17 protein-coding genes are annotated in these 16,975 nt (G+C 55.6%); 8 read left to right on the top strand and 9 right to left on the bottom strand.

All coding sequences use genetic code 11. The features are described 5' to 3' along the window. Positions 1–37: 37 nt before the first annotated feature. Entirely contained in the window at positions 38–652 is a 615-nt protein-coding gene (gene lexA / locus AC6I8X_RS01720) for a transcriptional repressor LexA (RefSeq protein WP_013507486.1), read from the bottom strand. A gap of 105 nt (positions 653–757) precedes the next feature. Further along, positions 758–1,126, bottom strand: coding sequence for a diacylglycerol kinase (locus tag AC6I8X_RS01715; protein ID WP_299458262.1), 369 nt, complete (start codon positions 1,124–1,126; stop codon positions 758–760). A gap of 126 nt (positions 1,127–1,252) precedes the next feature. Here AC6I8X_RS01715 and plsB point away from each other — a divergent pair, with 126 nt between their 5' ends. Next, entirely contained in the window at positions 1,253–3,676 is a 2,424-nt protein-coding gene (gene plsB / locus AC6I8X_RS01710) for a glycerol-3-phosphate 1-O-acyltransferase PlsB (protein WP_497841008.1), read from the top strand. Positions 3,677–3,746: 70 nt separating this feature from the next. On the opposite strand, the gene ubiA is transcribed toward plsB, so the two are convergent. The 4 genes from ubiA to AC6I8X_RS01690 all read right to left on the bottom strand — a co-directional run bounded on the left by ubiA (position 3,747) and on the right by AC6I8X_RS01690 (position 6,466). Further along, positions 3,747–4,631, bottom strand: coding sequence for a 4-hydroxybenzoate octaprenyltransferase (gene ubiA, locus AC6I8X_RS01705; RefSeq protein WP_497840447.1), 885 nt, complete (start codon positions 4,629–4,631; stop codon positions 3,747–3,749). 5 nt (positions 4,632–4,636) lie between these two features. Further along, positions 4,637–5,155: a chorismate lyase gene (ubiC, locus tag AC6I8X_RS01700; RefSeq protein ID WP_313683595.1), complete on the bottom strand. Its 519-nt coding sequence runs from the start codon at positions 5,153–5,155 to the stop codon at positions 4,637–4,639. 131 nt (positions 5,156–5,286) lie between these two features. Next, positions 5,287–5,697: a phosphate-starvation-inducible protein PsiE gene (psiE, locus tag AC6I8X_RS01695; protein ID WP_084871824.1), complete on the bottom strand. Its 411-nt coding sequence runs from the start codon at positions 5,695–5,697 to the stop codon at positions 5,287–5,289. A 70-nt stretch (positions 5,698–5,767) separates the two neighbouring features. Further along, entirely contained in the window at positions 5,768–6,466 is a 699-nt protein-coding gene (locus AC6I8X_RS01690; RefSeq protein ID WP_497840446.1) for a UTRA domain-containing protein, read from the bottom strand. A 225-nt stretch (positions 6,467–6,691) separates the two neighbouring features. On the opposite strand from AC6I8X_RS01690, the gene AC6I8X_RS01685 reads away from it, so the two are divergent. The 6 genes from AC6I8X_RS01685 (at position 6,692) to AC6I8X_RS01660 (ending at position 12,942) form a co-directional block, all read left to right on the top strand. After that, positions 6,692–7,753 (top strand): ABC transporter substrate-binding protein, encoded by a 1,062-nt coding sequence (locus AC6I8X_RS01685; RefSeq protein ID WP_084871822.1) that lies wholly within the window; start codon positions 6,692–6,694, stop codon positions 7,751–7,753. A gap of 10 nt (positions 7,754–7,763) precedes the next feature. Next, the gene (locus AC6I8X_RS01680; protein WP_313683594.1) at positions 7,764–8,582 is read left to right on the top strand and encodes an alkaline phosphatase family protein; all 819 of its coding nucleotides are present in this window, start codon (positions 7,764–7,766) and stop codon (positions 8,580–8,582) included. Further along, complete coding sequence (locus AC6I8X_RS01675; RefSeq protein ID WP_084871820.1) at positions 8,572–9,417, top strand: ABC transporter permease; 846 nt, start codon at positions 8,572–8,574, stop codon at positions 9,415–9,417. The genes AC6I8X_RS01680 and AC6I8X_RS01675 overlap by 11 nt, the downstream gene beginning before the upstream one ends. A gap of 10 nt (positions 9,418–9,427) precedes the next feature. Then, positions 9,428–10,213 carry an ABC transporter permease gene (locus tag AC6I8X_RS01670; RefSeq protein WP_299447235.1) on the top strand — a complete coding sequence of 262 codons (786 nt, stop codon included), beginning with the start codon at positions 9,428–9,430 and terminating at the stop codon, positions 10,211–10,213. Between the two features lie 2 nt (positions 10,214–10,215). Beyond that, a complete protein-coding gene (locus tag AC6I8X_RS01665; protein WP_313683593.1) occupies positions 10,216–11,208 on the top strand; it encodes an ABC transporter ATP-binding protein in 993 nt (330 codons plus the stop codon). A 108-nt stretch (positions 11,209–11,316) separates the two neighbouring features. After that, the gene (locus AC6I8X_RS01660) at positions 11,317–12,942 is read left to right on the top strand and encodes a Na/Pi cotransporter family protein (RefSeq protein WP_313683592.1); all 1,626 of its coding nucleotides are present in this window, start codon (positions 11,317–11,319) and stop codon (positions 12,940–12,942) included. 70 nt (positions 12,943–13,012) lie between these two features. Here AC6I8X_RS01660 and gntU read toward each other — a convergent pair whose 3' ends face one another. The 3 genes from gntU to gntR all read right to left on the bottom strand — a co-directional run bounded on the left by gntU (position 13,013) and on the right by gntR (position 16,028). Next, positions 13,013–14,353 (bottom strand): gluconate transporter, encoded by a 1,341-nt coding sequence (gntU, locus tag AC6I8X_RS01655; protein WP_084871816.1) that lies wholly within the window; start codon positions 14,351–14,353, stop codon positions 13,013–13,015. Between the two features lie 2 nt (positions 14,354–14,355). After that, positions 14,356–14,892 carry a gluconokinase gene (gene gntK, locus AC6I8X_RS01650; RefSeq protein ID WP_084871815.1) on the bottom strand — a complete coding sequence of 179 codons (537 nt, stop codon included), beginning with the start codon at positions 14,890–14,892 and terminating at the stop codon, positions 14,356–14,358. Positions 14,893–15,032: 140 nt separating this feature from the next. Further along, on the bottom strand, positions 15,033–16,028 hold the full coding sequence (gntR, locus tag AC6I8X_RS01645; protein ID WP_299447223.1) for a gluconate operon transcriptional repressor GntR: 996 nt from the start codon (positions 16,026–16,028) through the stop codon (positions 15,033–15,035). A gap of 328 nt (positions 16,029–16,356) precedes the next feature. Here gntR and AC6I8X_RS01640 point away from each other — a divergent pair, with 328 nt between their 5' ends. Further along, the gene (locus tag AC6I8X_RS01640) at positions 16,357–16,848 is read left to right on the top strand and encodes a GNAT family N-acetyltransferase (protein WP_497840445.1); all 492 of its coding nucleotides are present in this window, start codon (positions 16,357–16,359) and stop codon (positions 16,846–16,848) included. Positions 16,849–16,975 lie beyond the last annotated feature (127 nt).

Raw genomic sequence — 16,975 nt, 5'->3', positions numbered from 1 at the left:
AGCGCAGAGGCGCTACCGTAGTGGGGGATTTAAAGGATTAAAGCCATTCGCCGTTGCGCACGATACCCACCGCCAGCCCTTCAACGGTGAGTGACTGTTCACGGGTATCGACCACAATCGGCTGGAAGTCACTGTTTTCTGGCAGCAGCTGCACAATCGCGCCCTGCTTTTTCCAGCGTTTCACTGTGACTTCATCATCAATGCGCGCCACCACGACCTGGCCATTGCGCACTTCCTGAGTCTTGTGTACCGCCAGTAAGTCACCATCCATAATGCCGATATCTTTCATCGACATGCCGCTAACGCGCAGCAGGAAATCAGCGGTAGGTTTGAAGAGGTTGGCATCAACCTGGTAGTGAGCCTCGATATGCTCCTGGGCCAGTAACGGTTCACCCGCGGCGACACGGCCAATCAGCGGCAGCCCCTCACTGGCTTCTTCTTCCATTAATAAACGAATACCGCGCGACGCTCCGGAGACGATTTCAATCACGCCTTTGCGTGCCAGAGCCTTCAGATGCTCTTCTGCCGCATTCGGTGAGCGGAAGCCCAGTTGAGCAGCAATTTCCGCACGCGTTGGCGGCATGCCCGTCTGGTTGATATGGTCGCGAATCAGATCATAGACCTGTTGCTGCCTGCTGGTTAACGCTTTCATCCCGCCCCCTGGTTGTTTATACAGTCGCTGTGAGTATATACAGGTATTGGCGAAATGGAAACCAAAACTGAGGGAAAAATCAGCGAGTTGATGAATCCGGAATCCTTATCGCAAATGCGACCAAAGCAGCGCGATCCAGACGAAAATAGCCAGTAAGATAGCTAACAATACAGCAGCCGACCCCATGTCTTTCGCGCGTCCGGCCAGCGGATGACGCTCCTGACCAATGCGGTCGACGACGGCTTCAATGGCACTATTCATAATCTCAACGATGACCACCAGCACCACAGAACCGATCATGAGTACGCGGGAGATTGCGTCAACATCCAGCCAGCATGCCACCACAATCGCCACCAGTGCGGCGATAGCCTCCTGGCGAAATGCCGCTTCATGTTGCCAGGCGGCGCGCAATCCCTGCCAGGAATAACCGGCAGCTTTCACTATCCTGAGAATACCGGTGACGTTATTTGCCATGTCGTTGAACCCTTTACTCGTTTTGACGTCAATGTCTGGGCAGCCGGGAATGGCACGGCCACAGATCTTCGCGGCACTTTCTGGTATGCTTGCCGCGCTTTGCTAACAAGAGGCTTAAAGTTGTCTATGTCAGGTTGGCGTAAACTTTATTATAAATTATTGAATTTACCACTCTCCATTTTGGTAAAGAGTAAGGCTATTCCGTCGGATCCTGTGTCTGAACATGGGTTAGATTCAACGCGGCCAATCCTATATGTGCTGCCTTACGATTCCAAGGCCGATCTACTCACACTGCGTTCGCAGTGTCTGAAACACGATCTGCCGGATCCGCTTACACCGCTGGAAATTGATGGTACGTTGTTGCCACGCTATGTCTTTATCCACGACGGTCCGCGCGTTTTCCCTTATTTCGTGCCGAATCTGGAGTCAGTGAAGCTATTTCATGACTATCTCGATCTGCATCGCAGCAACCCCGAACTGGATGTGCAAATGCTGCCCGTGTCGGTGATGTTTGGACGCGCACCAGGCCGTGAAGTACAGGGTGAACAGACGCCACATCTGCGCATTCTTAACGGTGTACAGAAGTTCTTTGCCATTCTCTGGCATGGCCGCGACAGCTTTGTCCGCTTCTCGCCGACAGTGTCGCTACGTCAGATGGCAACCGAGCATGGAACTGACAAGTCAATTGCGCAAAAACTGGCCCGCGTGGCGCGTATTCACTTCGCCCGCCAGCGTCTGGCTGCCATCGGCCCGCGTTTACCCGCCCGCCAGGATCTGTTTAACAAGCTGTTGCAATCGAAAGCCATTGAAAAGGCTGTGGAAGATGAAGCGCGCAGCAAAAAGATTTCCCATGAGAAGGCACAGCAGAACGCCATTGAAATGATGGAAGAGATTGCGGCTGACTTCTCCTATGAGGCCATCCGCGTCACTGACCGCGTCATGGGATGGATGTGGAGCCGACTCTATCAGGGTATCAACGTCAATGGCGGCGAGCGCGTACGTCAGCTGGCACAGGATGGTCACGAGATTGTCTATGTTCCCTGCCATCGCAGCCATATGGATTACCTGCTGCTCTCCTATGTGCTTTACCACCAGGGCCTGGTACCACCGCACATCGCTGCCGGTATCAATCTTAACTTCTGGCCTGCCGGTCCGATTTTCCGTCGCCTGGGTGCGTTCTTTATTCGCCGTACCTTTAAAGGCAACAAGCTCTATTCTACTGTTTTTCGTGAATATCTTGGCGAGTTGTTTAATCGCGGCTACTCGGTTGAATACTTTGTCGAGGGTGGACGTTCACGTACCGGCCGCCTGCTGGACCCGAAAACCGGCACCCTGTCGATGACGTTACAGGCCCTGTTGCGTGGCAGCAGCCGTCCGATCACCTTCGTGCCGATTTACATTGGGTACGAGCATGTGATGGAAGTGGGGACCTACGCCAAAGAACTGCGCGGGGCGGTGAAAGAAAAAGAAGGCTTTATGCAGATGGTGCGCGGCCTGCGCAAGTTGCGCAATCTGGGCCAGGGTTATGTCAACTTCGGCGAACCGCTGCCGCTGGTGAATTACCTGAACAAACATGTGCCGGAATGGCGTGAGTCCATCGATCCGATTGAACCACCGCGTCAGGCGTGGATGACCCCCGCCGTCAATGACATCGCGAACCGTCTGATGGTGCGAATTAACGAAGCCGGGGCCGCCAATGCGATGAACCTGTGCGTTACCGCACTGCTGGCATCTCGTCAGCGTTCGCTTACCCGCGAGCAACTGATTGAGCAACTGGAATGCTATACCCAGTTGCTGCGCAATGTCCCTTACTCGTCAGAAGCCACAGTGCCGGACCTCAGTGCTGAAGCGCTGCTTGATCACGCCATGGGCATGAACAAGTTTGAGACCGAGCAGGACAACATTGGTGACATCATCATTCTGCCGCGCGAGCAGGCGGTTCTGATGACCTATTACCGCAACAATATCCAGCATATGCTGGTTATGCCATCATTGATTGCCGCGATTGTGCAGCAGCACCGGGAAATCAGTGAAGCGGAGTTACTGCGCCAGGTGAGTCTGGTGTATCCAATGCTGAAGAGTGAACTGTTCCTGCGCTGGAGCAGCGATGAGTTACCTGTCTTGCTGCAGAATCTTTGTGCTGAAATGGCGCGCCAGGGTCTGGTGAGCCAACAGGATGGCCTGCTGAAGCTGAGTGCTGCACGCTCTCGTACCCTTCAGCTATTGGCAGCCGGTATTCGTGAAACCTTACAGCGTTTTGCCATTACCTTCTCCATCCTCAGCGCGAAACCCAGCATCAACCGGGGCACGCTGGAGAAAGAGAGCCGCACGCTGGCACAGCGCCTGTCAGTGCTCCATGGCATTAATGCACCAGAGTTCTTCGATAAAGCGGTATTCACGACACTGGTGATGACCCTGCGAGATGAGGGCTATCTCAACGACAGCGGCGATGCCGATGTGCAACGTACGCAGATTATGTGGCTGATGCTGGCAGAGCTGGTCACCAGCGATGTGCGCCTGACGATTGAGAGCGCCACCGTTCACGATTAACGCCAGCCAGAAATAAAAAAGCCGTCATCCTTTACCGATGACGGCTTTTTTTTCATCTGATCTACCGCGACTACATCAAACCAATAAACGGCAGGGTATTCAACAGAATGCCAATAAACAGCACCAGGCCAACGTAGTTATTGTTGAGGAACGCCTGGAAGCAGGGCTCACGCTCGCGCCGGGCAATCAGTTTCTGTTGATGGACAAACAAACCTGCCGCCAGCAGCAGCGACCAGTAAAATGCACCATTCAGATTCAGCAGTAATCCCACCACAGCCATCAGACCCAGCGTCGCCAGTTGTAGCAGGCCGATGATCAGCTTGTCATACCGACCAAACAGAATCGCCGTCGATTTCACCCCAATCTTCAGATCATCATCCCTGTCCACCATGGCGTATTGCGTATCGTATGCAACGGTCCAGCACAGGTTAGCAATAAACACCAGCCAGCAAACCAGAGGTAAGGACTCACTAACTGCGGCCCAACCCATCGGAATCGCCCAGCCAAATGCCGCGCCCAGGACCACCTGTGGCAGATGGGTATAGCGCTTCATAAAGGGATAGACCCAGGCCAGTGCCAGCCCGACAACCGACAGCAGAATCGTCATAAGATTCATGGTCAGTACCAGCACAAATGCCAACAACGCCAGGCCAACAAACAGCAGCTTTGCCTCTTTCTCAGACACCAGGCCACTGGCTAGCGGGCGGGCGGCAGTGCGTTTCACATGCCCATCGACTTTACGGTCAGCGTAGTCATTGATCACACAACCGGCTGCACGCATCACGATCACACCCAACACAAACACCAGCAGTACCGATAACGGCGGGATCGCCATCCCCGATAACCACAGCGCCCATAGTGTGGGCCACAGCAACAGCAAGGTACCAATGGGTTTATCTATACGCATCAGGCGGCTGTACGCCTGCAATTTATTTATTCCCAGAGTCTTTTGCACAATCTTTATCCTTGAACCTGCGTGCGGTACAGCGGTGACGCAGGTAAAAACAGTTCAGTTAACAACAGCGGCTTGCCCGATAGACGCAGGCGTGAACGACGTCCCCACAATTCATCAACCTGGCCTGGTTCGATAAAATCGCGTGTCAGCGTTGAAGAAGCAAAAAGATAACGGCCAAGAGGTCGCGTGCCGAGTTGCTGTAGCATTTGCTCAGGTCCATTTAGCGTGCTTTCGGGCACCAGCGTTCGCCCAGCCAGCCAGGGGATACCGTCACCACACAGGATAATTTCCCGCAGCCAGAAGCGTTCATCCTCTGGCAGTTGCTGGCCTTCATCCTCCAGCTCACTGGCAGGGATAAAACCTTCACGCACAACCTTGACGGTGACCTGCTGGCAATGCTGCTCAAAGCGCCGGGTCATTGAATCCTCTTCCATAAGCCAGTCCAGCAAAGGAGCGGAAAGCAAAGGAGAAGAAGCGGGCAGCCAGTGCAGCGCGCGCAGTTGCGCCAGCGCATCCTGAGACATAAAAACACTCCACAGAAAAAAGTGTCTCAGTGTAACGCACCACTGCCGCTGCGTGCTTGCACGAATTGGTAACGGCGCGGTTTTCGGCACCCGAAGGCAAAATAAAACATCGCGCCGCTATAGCAGGTGAATTACTCGCGTTTCAGGCGGTTGCTGTTCGCCAGCCACAAGGTAATCACCAGAATCAGAATCGCCGCCGAATAGCACAGCGTATCGAAAGGATTTTTATGGTCGACAATAATTAAACGAATAATCGCGGTAATACCGATATAGACGAAGTAGCGCAGCGGGAAGTGATAACCCGACTGAAAATACTTCACAATCAGCGCGATAAACTCGAAATAGAGAAAATAGATAACAATCCCTTCGATGAGCAGGAATGACGATGCCTGTTCGCCAGTGCTGAACAGCACATTCGCCAGATGGATAGTTTCTTTACCGAGAAACACCACCAGAATGATTGCCAGGATCACCAACCCGAGGTTCAGCACCCATTGCAGACCCCGGGCAATCAGTTGCCCCGCCATTGATTTTTCAGTCATTTCTTCGCCTTAATAGAACGCCTTATCTCTGGCGCTATCATGCGATAGTGTGATCAAATTCACAATATACTCAGACATCAACATCCACACAGAGCGCATCGTAGCGCCAGTATTCACAGTCACAGTCAATCACCCGTTTATGCTGGTCACGGTTGATACGGGTGATCAGTAACCCCGGTGTGCCACTGGCAACATTCAGCGCAGGCGCTGCGCGAGCAGGCAATGGCCCCGGCAAAATAGTAAAGCGCGCACCGCCGTAACGGATGCCATAGCGCTGGTTATAGAGGTCAGTCAGGGAACGGGTGAGATCCTCTTCGAGCAGGCCGGGAAAATAATGTGGATTGAGGTAGTGCTCCACATACAACACCGCACGGCCATCGATGCGGCGCAGACGACGAATCAGATAAACATCATCCCCCTCCGCCAGCTGCAACTGTTGCGCCACCGATTGCAGCACCAGTACCTGGCGCGCCTCAATCACTTCGGTGCTGGCAATACGTCCCTGCTGTGCCGCCATCGCGTGGAAATGGCTGTGATGCAGCGGGTTATATACCAGCCTTGGCGGTGCCAGAAACCAGCCACGCCGCAGCTCGCGGTAGATAATGCCCTGCGCCTCCAGCAATCCCAGCGCTTCACGCAGGGTAATACGCGTGGTGGAATATTGTTCGCTCAGGCTGCGTTCAGCCGGTAAGCGCCCGCTGGCGAACTCCCCTGCATCAATACGACTGTGCAGCGCGGCTGCAATTACGTCCGCCGTTTTCGACGACATCTATAAAGCCTCATTTTGGTGCGAAGCTGCACTATGACAGTTCGATGACAATTCAGTGACAAGCTATGCCCGACATCATTGCGCTCCAGCATGGCATGTGGATTTGCTCGCCACACCACATTTTACCGCTGTAGTCATAAAACCTTCATATGCAAAGGCTACATTGGCTCGGTTCTTGCTGGACTAGACCAAGATGTCCCTCAACTTACACCGGGAGCAACTGAGATGAAAGCGTTAATCGCCTCTGTAGTAGCCAGTGCCGTACTGCTTGCGCTGCCCGCCGCGCAAGCTGCCGACAACGATCTTGCCGCGCTGGAAAAAGCCGCGCGCAGCGAAGGTCAAATCAACAGTGTCGGCATGCCAGATAGCTGGGCCAACTGGAAAGACACATGGAATGACATCAGCAGCAAATATGGCCTGAAGCACAGCGATACCGATATGTCTTCGGCGCAGGAACTGGCGAAATTTGCCGCAGAGAAAGAGAACGCCAGCGCCGATATCGGTGACGTGGGTGCCGCTTTCGGTCCTGTTGCGGTCGCGAAAGGTCTGGCTCAGCCTTATAAGCCAACACACTGGGATCAGGTCCCGGATTGGGCGAAAGACAAAGAAGGTAACTGGATGCTGGCTTATACCGGCACCATCGCTTTCCTGGTCGACAAACAGCAGGTTAAAGATGTGCCGCACAGCTGGGCCGATCTGAAGAAAGGTAAGTATGTGGTCACTATCGGTGACGTAGGCGTGGCTGCTCAGGCTGCCAACGGCGTGCTAGCGGCCAACTATGCGCTGGGCGGTGATGAAAAGAACCTGAAACCGGCACTGGGTTTCTTTGCTGATCTCGCCAAACAGGGCCGCCTGGGCGTGACCGATCCGGTGATTGCCAACATCGAAAAAGGCGAAATCCAGGTTGCTGTGGTGTGGGACTTTAATGGCCTGAACTATCGCGATCAGATCGACAAAAACCGCTATGAAGTGGTGATCCCGTCTGACGGCTCCGTGACCTCTGGTTACACCACCATCATCAACAAATACGCCAAACACCCGAACGCCGCCAAACTGGCGCGTGAATATATCTTCTCTGATGCTGGCCAAACCAACCTGGCGAAAGGTTATGCCCGCCCGATTCGCGCGCAATACCTGACGCTGCCCGCAGACGTGCAGGCCAAACTGCTGCCGCAGTCTGAATATAAAAATGCCCGCCCGATCAAAGACCAGGCTGCCTGGGACAAAACGTCAAAAGCGCTGCCGCGTCTGTGGCAGGAGAACGTAATCATCAATATGCAGCAGTAAGGAGAAGGGGATGAAAACGATCCTGGTGGTACTGGATGGGTTGAGCAATCAGGTCGCACAACATGCGATGGGCTACCTGTTTGCCGAATGCGCGCAGGGCAATGGTCAATATTACACGCTGACCTGCGAACTGCCGTCACTGTCGCGACCGCTGTATGAATGCATTCTTACCGGCATCACGCCGGTGCGCAGCGGTATTATTCATAACGGTGTCAGCCGGTTGAGTAAAGAGCGCAGCATCTTCCATTACGCGCGCGCCGCCGGTTTAACCACCGCTGCCGCTGCCTACCACTGGGTGAGTGAACTCTATAACCAAACCCCCTTCAATGCAGCGCGCGACCGGCATACGGTCGCGCCTGATCTGCCCATTCAATATGGGCACTTTTACTGGGACGACGGCTATCCGGATTCCCATCTGTTTGAAGACGCGGAAAGCCTGCGTCTGCGTCATGACCCTGACTTTTTGTTGATCCACCCGATGAACATCGATGATGCCGGGCACAAACATAGCCTGTCATCGCCACAGTACCGCAACCGCGCACGCATGGCCGATGGTTATCTGTCGCACTGGATGCCGGGCTGGCTGGCCGCCGGTTATCAGGTGATTGTCACTGCCGATCACGGCATGAACGACGACCGTTCGCACGGCGGCATTTTGCCGGAAGAGACCCATGTCCCGCTGTTTGTGTTTGGTGAGGGCTTCTCAAAGCAGCCTGATCTGGAACCACAACAGACGGAGCTGTGCGGTATCGTCTGCACCCTGCTTGGCGTTGAGCATGATAAACCGGTCTGCCGCGGCCTGCTGGCGGAGCCGCGTCATGAAGGGTAAAGGCCTCGCGCTACTGCTGTTGCTGCCCTTTGCCCTGTTCTGGGTAGCATTCCAGCTCGCGCCCTTGCTGTGGATCGCCATCAACAGCTTCTGGAGCGACATGAATGAAGCCTGGGGGCTGGATAATTACACCGATATCCTGACCTCACCCTTCTATTTACAGGCGTTTCGCCTGTCGCTGGATATCTCCATCTGGTCGAGCATTTATGGTTTGCTGATTGCGCTGGTCGCCGGATATTCACTGCATCAGCTGGGCAGCGGACGCTTTCAGCGTTTTTTGATGTCATTTACCAACATGACCAGCAACTTCGCCGGCGTCCCGCTGGCGTTTGCCTTTGTCATTTTGCTGGGCCTGAACGGCTGCCTGACGCTGCTGCTGCGCCACTACAATTTGCTGGAAAGCTTCAAACTGTTCTCGCGCGACGGCATGGTGATTGTTTACACCTGGTTCCAGATCCCGCTCGGCATTCTGTTGCTGTATCCGGCCTTTGATGGCCTGCGTCAGGACTGGCAGGAATCCGCTGCACTGCTGGGGGCCAGCCGCTGGCGCTACTGGTGGCATATCGGCCTGCCGATTCTGTTCCCGGCCCTGCTCGGCACTTTTGTGATTCTGCTGGCAAACGCCCTTGGCGCGTATGCCACCATTTATGCACTCACCACCGGTAACTTTAACGTGGTGCCGGTGCGTATTGCCGCGCTGGTATCGGGCGATATCTCGCTTGATCCCAACACCGGCGGCGCGCTGGCGATGCTGCTGGTGCTGCTGATGGCGCTGATTACGGTGGTGCAGCAATATCTGGTGCGCCGCAGTTATCTCAACGCTAAACCGTCCTGAGGAGCGGCCCATGTCTCGCGTAGAAAAAGTCTATCACCGCCTGATTGTCTGGCTGCTGCTGATTATCCTGGCCACGCCACTGATCGCGACCTTGCTGTATGCGCTCTCCTCAGAATGGAGCGATACCATTCTGCCGCAGGGCTACACGCTAAAGTGGTTCTTTGAATTGTGGAGCGACAGCCGGTTCCTGACCGCGCTCGGCCACTCGCTGCTGATTTGTTTTGGCGCGTTGCTATTCTCGTTAGTGCTGGTGCTGCCTGCGATGTTTGTGATCGCTTACTATTTTCCGAAGCTGGACGCGGTGATGAACGTGCTGATCCTGATGCCGTTTGCCGTACCGCCGGTGGTCTCGTCAGTGGGTTTATTGCAGCTGTACTCATCATCGCCGCTGATGCTGACCGGTACGCCGTGGATTCTGGTGGGGTGTTACTTCACCATCGCGCTGCCGTTTATCTATCGCGCCATCTCCAACAATATGCAGGCCATCAACCTGCGGGAGCTGATTGATGCCGCACACCTGCTCGGTGCCAGCACCTGGCAGGCCGCGTTGTTTGTGGTGCTGCCCAACCTGCGCAAAGGGGTGTTCATTGCCGTGCTGCTCTCCTTCTCTTTCCTGATAGGTGAGTTTGTCTTCGCTAACCTGCTGGTCGGCACCCGCTATGAAACCTTACAGGTTTATCTCTACAACATGCGCAATGGCAGCGGCCATTTCACCAGCGCACTGGTGATCTCCTATTTTGTTGTCGTCCTGCTGGTTACCTGGCTGGCGAACGCCCTCAATCCTGAACGAGGCTGACCATGAGTTATCTGAACGTCAAACAGCTGAATAAAAGCTACGGCCCAACTACCATTTTCGAAAATATCGATTTCAGCGCCGATGAGGGCGAATTTGTCACCCTGCTCGGCCCGAGCGGCTGCGGCAAATCCACGCTGCTGCGCTGTATCGCCGGGTTAACCTCGGTCGATAGCGGCCAGATTTTGTTGCAGGGTCAGGATATCGTGCCGCTGCCACCGCAGAAGCGCACCATCGGCATGGTGTTTCAGAGCTATGCGCTGTTCCCGAATATGACGGTTGAAAAGAATGTGGCTTTCGGCCTGAAGATGCAGAAACTGGCCGCGGGTGAGATCCAGCAACGGGTAATGGAGGCACTGGCGTTAGTTGAACTGACCGATTTCGCCCGCCGCTATCCGCATCAGCTGTCCGGCGGCCAGTGTCAACGCGTAGCGCTGGCACGTTCACTGGTGACGCGTCCGCGCCTGCTGCTGCTGGATGAACCGCTGTCGGCGCTGGATGCGCGTATCCGCCGCCATTTGCGCGAGCAGATCCGTAATATTCAGCAGGAACTGAAGCTCACCACCATTTTCGTCACCCACGATCAGGAAGAAGCGCTGACGCTCTCCGACCGTATCGTGCTGATGAATCGCGGTAAAATTGTGCAGAACGGCAACGCCGAAGCCTTATATACCCAGCCCGCCGATCTGTTTGCTGCTGGTTTTATCGGCAACTACAACCTGCTGAGTGCCGAGCAGGCAACTCAGCTGACCGGACAAACCTTTACCGGCCAGGTGGCGATTCGTCCGGAATCGATCCTGATCTGCGCCCCGGAAGCGGGTATTCCGGCCACTATTCTCAGCCATAGCCTGCTGGGCAACGTCATCCGCTATCGTGTGCTGGCGCACAATGTCGAGCTTTCAGTTGATGTTTTGAACCGTAGCGTCGCCGATTTACACCCCACCGGGATGCAGATTGGGCTACAGTTAGAGATGTCGACGTTGCGCCAGGTCGCTTAAATTACAGGAAAAATTGGCAACGCAGCGCGGCATTACCTTGTACAGGTTGCGCTCTCCGTCAGGCTCGCAGCCTGCTGTTAAAGCCTGACGGTTAAGGAGCCTGCTTACGTGTTAACCCTGTTAAACCTTTTGTCTGCCGTGGCCCTGCTGGTATGGGGCACCCACATCGTCCGTACCGGGATTATGCGGGTCTACGGTGCCGACTTACGCCGCGTACTCAGTCGCAGCGTGGAAAAAAAACCGATGGCATTTCTCGCCGGTATCGGCGTCACTGCGCTGGTTCAGAGTAGCAATGCCACCACCCTGCTGGTCACCTCGTTTGTCGCCCAGAACCTCGTTAGCCTGACACCCGCCCTGGTGGTGGTACTCGGCGCGGACGTCGGTACGGCGATCATGGCGCGTATCCTGACCTTCGATCTCTCCTGGCTCTCGCCGCTGTTTATTCTGTTTGGTGTGATCGCGTTCCTCAGCCGCAAGCAGATGCGCATCGGCCAGCTGGGACGTGCCAGCATTGGTCTCGGGCTGATTCTGCTGGCATTGCAGCTGATTGTGGCGGCAGCCCGCCCGATCACCCAAGCGGCGGGCGTACATGTGCTGTTCGCCACCCTGACGGGCGACGTGATGCTGGATGCCCTGATTGGTGCGGTATTCGCCATCATTAGTTACTCCAGCCTTGCCGCCGTGCTGATTACCGCGACCCTCACTGCTACCGGAGTGATCTCCTTTAAAGTGGCGCTGTGTCTGGTGATTGGTGCCAACCTCGGCAGCGGCCTGCTGGCGATGATTAACGCCAGCGGCTCCAATGCAGCGGGTAAACGCGTGGCGCTCGGCAGCCTGCTGTTCAAACTGATCGGCTGTGTTGCCATCCTGCCGTTCGTCAATCCGATCGCCGATATACTGGATAAGCTGCCAGTGCATGATGAAGAACTGGTGATCTTCTTCCATGTTTTCTACAACCTGATTCGTTGTCTGGTGATGGTGCCGTTCGCTGAACCGATGGCGCGCCTGTGCCACCGGATGATCAGCGATGACACGGAAATCGATGCCCGCCTGAAACCGAAACACCTCGACAGCAGCGCCCTCGACACCCCGGCGCTGGCGCTGGTTAATGCGGCGCGTGAAACGCTGCGTATCGGTGATGTGGTTGAGCAGATGGTGGAGACCTTCAGCAAAGTGGTGCATGGCGACCTGCGCGAAGAGCGCGCGGTGCGCAGGCTGGACGATGACGTCGACGTGCTGTACACCGCCATCAAACTCTACCTGGCACGCATGCCGAAAGAGGATTTGCCGGAAGAGGATTCGCGCCGCTGGGCTGAGATCATTGAGATGGCACTGAACCTGGAACAGGCGGGAGATATCATCGAACGCATGAGCGCTGACGTGGCGGATAAAGCGCTGGCCGCGCGCCGGGCCTTCTCACCCGAAGGGCTGGAGGAGCTGGAGACTCTGCAGGAACAGGTTCTGAATAACCTGCGGCTTAGCCTGTCGGTATTTTTGTCACACGATGTCGCCAGCGCCAAACGTCTGCGCCGCGCCAAGCATCGCTTCCGGATTCTGATTCGTCGTTTTTCCCATGCCCACGTCGAACGTCTGCACCAGCAAAATGTGCAAAGCATCGAAACCAGTTCGCTGCACCTTGGCCTGCTGGGGGATATGAAGCGTCTGAACTCGCTGTTCTGTGCCGTGGCTTACACGGTGCTGGAGCAGCCGGATGACGATCGGGATGATGAATAACACAGCGCGATAAATCGCGCCGCTACCGATCTCTGCGATTTGTAGCGGCGCAATTTATTGCGCATGGTTGTTATGACAACAACGTAAACGCAATCATCCCGACAATCGCGCCAGTGGTGCCGAGGATGGTTTCCATCATTGTCCAGGTCTTCAGCGTCTCGCCTTCGGAAGCGCCGGTGAAGCGGCCAAACAACCAGAAACCTGCGTCATTGACGTGGCTGATAATGATGGAGCCACCGCCGATACAAATTGATAGCGCCGCCAGCTGCGCGCCGCTGTAATGCAGCGGTTCGATCACCGGCATCACCAGGCCGACGGTCGTCAGACAGGCAACCGTTGCCGATCCCTGAATCACACGTACCGCACCCGAAAGGATAAAGCAGGCCAGCGCAATCGGCAGACCCGCACCAATCAGCGCATGACCCAGCACCGGACCAACCCCGGAATCCACCAGTACCTGCTTGAACACGCCACCGGCACCAATCACCAGCAGAATGATCCCCGCGGGTTGCAGTGCGCTGCCGCACACCTGCATCACCTTCTCTTTATCCATGCCCTGGCGATAGGCCAGACCATAGATCGCCACCAGACAGGCCAGCAGAATCGCGGTAAACGGGTGGCCGATAAACTCCAGCCACTGGTACAGACTTGTGCCCGGCGTGGTGAAACGTGCGCCAATGGTTTTCAGCCCCACCAGCAGCAGCGGGAAGAGGATCAGCGACAGACTGAAGCCAAACGATGGCAGCTTGCCCTCTTCCACATCCGGCTGATGATCCTCCGGCGGCGAACTAAAGGTCACATGCTTAGCGATCAGATTGCCAAACAGCGGACCGGCGATCAGCATGCCAGGGATAGCGGCACACAGGCCCAGCAAAATCATCCAGCCAAAATCAGCGTGCATCTGTGATGCCAGCAGCATTGGAGCTGGCCCCGGCAGCAGGAACGCGGCAGACGCCGCCACCCCGGCAAACAGCGGGATCACCAGCTTCACCAGGTTGTCGCCAGTACGACGCGCCACAGCAAAGGCAATGCTGATCAGCAGCACCACCGCCACTTCGAAGAACAGCGGCAGCGCACAGATCAACCCGGCAATGCCCATCGCGTAATGCGCGCGGCTTTCACCAAAGGTTTTCAGCATGCGGATGGCAATCTGATCGACCGCGCCGGTTTCATGCAGGATTTTGCCGAACATCGCGCCCAGCGCCACCACAATCGCGAGGAAACCAAGCGTACCGCCCATGCCTTTCTGCATGGTATCGGCAATTTTATCGAGCGGCATACCGGAGAACAAACCGGCACCAATAGACACTAACATCAGGGCGACAAAGGCGTGCATACGCGCTTTCATCACCAAAAACAGCAGCAGCAGGACAGAGCCTGCTGCAGTTAACACCAGCGTTGCGGTACTCATGACTAACCCTTGTTGATTGCTCCCTTGATGGTCGCAACCGTGGCCGCAACTACCTCATCCAGTGAATGATTAATATCAACCACCAGTACATCGGGTTCGTTCGCGCCGGGTTCTTCCAGCGTGGCAAACTGCGTTACCAGCATCTGTGGTTTGAAGAAGTGGCCTTTGCGGGCTTTCAGGCGTGATTCGATGGTTTCAAAATCACCCTTTAGATAGACAAATTTCAGGTTGTGGTTGCCCTGACGCAGAATGTCGCGATAGGACTTTTTCAACGCTGAACAAACAATGATGGAGACTGCCTGAGTGCGCTGCATGGCAAAGGCGGCATCGTTCAGCGCCTGTAACCACGGGCGGCGATCGTTGTCATCCAGTGGATGGCCTTCGGCCATTTTCATGATGTTGCTACGTGGATGCAGAAAGTCACCGTCAAGAAAGGCGGTGTTAAGTTGGTGTGAAACCTGATTGGCGACGGCAGACTTTCCGCTGCCGGACACACCCATCAGGATAAAAACATGGTGCGACGGGGATGGCGTTGTCATTTTTTTGCGCTCCGGCAGTGATTCCTGCCAATGTTACCGATAACAAATTCGATCATCATTGTCGGCACCCGGTCACAGGCTGGCAACCCTTTTGCCGGGAAAAGCACGAAAGTGTGAACTGACTCAAAAAATCGCCAGAATCAGATGCTGCCGCCTTCGGCAATTTCAAAGCCGACATCCAGCGGTGCGGTGACGGAACGATCGCCGCCAATGCGCGCCAGCAGCATTGCCGCAGACTCCCGTCCCATACGCTCACGCGGAGTCAGCACCGTCGCCAGACGCGGATTTACCACCTGGGTGATATCGTGACCGTGGAAACCGGCGATCGCCATCTGGTCAGGCACACGCAATCCCTGACGCTGACACTCAAACATCGCACCGACAGCGAGGTCATCGTTGGTACAGAACAGGCTGTCCGTCTGCGGATAGCGCTTTTGTGCCTCACGCAGCAGCAAAGATCCGGCGCTGAACGATGAAGCATCTTCCATCATCACGCTGTGTGGCGTTAACCCTGCTTCACGCATGGCCTGCTCATAACCCTGCTGTTTCTGCAGAGTACGTTCATCAAGGCGTGCACCGAGATAAACGGTGTGCCGATGGCCTTTTTTCAGAATAGCGTGAGTCATCTGGCGCGCAGCTTCGACGTTATTAAAACCGACAGCCATATCGAGACACGGCGAGACCGAGTCCATCATTTCGATCACCGGAATACCGGCCACTTCCAGCATCCGCAGCGTACCCGGCGTATGGCTGCGCTCCGTCAGAATCACCCCATCGATGTTCCATCCCAACAGCGAACGCAGTTGCAGCTCTTCTTTCTGCGCGTTGTAGCCGAAGTGCGCCACCAGCGTCTGATAACCCGCCTCATCAGTGACGGTTTCGATGCCGCGCAGCACGTCAGCAAAGACTTGGTTGGTGAGTGACGGTAGCAATACGCCGATGGCGCGGCTGGTGGCGTTGGAGAGCATGTCGGGCGCGCGGTTCGGGATATAACCCAGTTCATCCAGCGCGATGGCGATTTTGTCGCGCAGCGCAGCGGAGACCTGTTCAGGATTGCGCAGGTAGCGGCTGACAGTCATTTTTGTGATGCCGATGCGATCGGCAACGTCCTGTAGTACCGGTCTTTTCTTCTTCATCGTAAGCGCCTGAGGTCAGAGATACGCTGAGTCTATCATTAAATTGTCATACGTTTGTAAACGGGGCGCAGGAAGCAGGATCGGTGCCGGATGTCGGAAAAAGGCAAAAAAAAAGCCAGCACCCGAGCTGGCTAAGTAATACTGGAAGCAATGTGAGCAATGTCGTGCTTTCCCGGTTTGTCAGGAGGACTTCCCGGGGCCGCATCGCAATAATAATCATTATCATTCTCGTCTGTAAAGTCCTTTTGCGAATTATTTTCCATTGACGCAACGTATAAAATCCTTGATGTTAAAGGGGATTTTTCCATTTTGCATAAGGAGCCGCACCATGAGTCCCATCGTTGTCCGCCACACCACGCCCGCTGATGCCACCGCGCTGTTCCAGCTGTATAGCCACGCAGAAACCCAGGCGGATACCCTGCACCTGCCGTTGCAATCACCGGCGCTGTGGCAGGAGCGACTGCAAAGCATTCGCCCGGGGGAGCAACGTCTGGTGGCGTGCATTGAGGGACAGGTGGTGGGACAACTCACCGTCAGCGTGCTGGAGGTGATGCGCCGTCGCCATACCGCCACCCTGGGGATGGGCGTCGATCCGGCGTTTCATCGCCGTGGCGTGGGTTCCGCGCTGATGGCGGCGATGGTGGATCTTTGCGACAACTGGTTGCAGGTGACGCGCATTGAACTGACGGTGTTTGCTGACAATGTCGCCGCCATTGGTTTGTATAAAAAGTTCGGTTTTGAGCGGGAAGGCACCGCGCGCCGCCATGCAATGCGTAACGGCGAGCTGGTGGATACCGATTATATGGCGCGGTTGAAATAGGGGGTTCCGCCCGTTGCAGTGCGCTGACACCGAGAAGGTTCCGCCCGCCAGGCATTGCCGAGTTTCAGGACCGCCTGTGCAGGCGGACGGGCAAAGGTCCGAGGGCGCGGACCTTTGCAATCCGCGC

The organism is Pantoea sp. X-Soil-TKNS-1280 (genome assembly GCF_059730475.1).
This window is presented reverse-complemented; position numbering and strand designations above follow the sequence as displayed.

Coding starts and splice junctions, on each gene's coding strand:
- lexA (WP_013507486.1), bottom strand. CDS start 652: ATGAAAGCGTTAACCAGCAGGCAGCAACAGGTCTATGATCTGATTCGC.
- AC6I8X_RS01715 (WP_299458262.1), bottom strand. CDS start 1,126: ATGGCAAATAACGTCACCGGTATTCTCAGGATAGTGAAAGCTGCCGGT.
- plsB (WP_497841008.1), top strand. CDS start 1,253: ATGTCAGGTTGGCGTAAACTTTATTATAAATTATTGAATTTACCACTC.
- ubiC (WP_313683595.1), bottom strand. CDS start 5,155: ATGTCTCAGGATGCGCTGGCGCAACTGCGCGCGCTGCACTGGCTGCCC.
- psiE (WP_084871824.1), bottom strand. CDS start 5,697: ATGACTGAAAAATCAATGGCGGGGCAACTGATTGCCCGGGGTCTGCAA.
- AC6I8X_RS01690 (WP_497840446.1), bottom strand. CDS start 6,466: ATGTCGTCGAAAACGGCGGACGTAATTGCAGCCGCGCTGCACAGTCGT.
- AC6I8X_RS01685 (WP_084871822.1), top strand. CDS start 6,692: ATGAAAGCGTTAATCGCCTCTGTAGTAGCCAGTGCCGTACTGCTTGCG.
- AC6I8X_RS01680 (WP_313683594.1), top strand. CDS start 7,764: ATGAAAACGATCCTGGTGGTACTGGATGGGTTGAGCAATCAGGTCGCA.
- AC6I8X_RS01675 (WP_084871820.1), top strand. CDS start 8,572: ATGAAGGGTAAAGGCCTCGCGCTACTGCTGTTGCTGCCCTTTGCCCTG.
- AC6I8X_RS01670 (WP_299447235.1), top strand. CDS start 9,428: ATGTCTCGCGTAGAAAAAGTCTATCACCGCCTGATTGTCTGGCTGCTG.
- AC6I8X_RS01665 (WP_313683593.1), top strand. CDS start 10,216: ATGAGTTATCTGAACGTCAAACAGCTGAATAAAAGCTACGGCCCAACT.
- gntU (WP_084871816.1), bottom strand. CDS start 14,353: ATGAGTACCGCAACGCTGGTGTTAACTGCAGCAGGCTCTGTCCTGCTG.
- gntK (WP_084871815.1), bottom strand. CDS start 14,892: ATGACAACGCCATCCCCGTCGCACCATGTTTTTATCCTGATGGGTGTG.
- gntR (WP_299447223.1), bottom strand. CDS start 16,028: ATGAAGAAGAAAAGACCGGTACTACAGGACGTTGCCGATCGCATCGGC.
- AC6I8X_RS01640 (WP_497840445.1), top strand. CDS start 16,357: ATGAGTCCCATCGTTGTCCGCCACACCACGCCCGCTGATGCCACCGCG.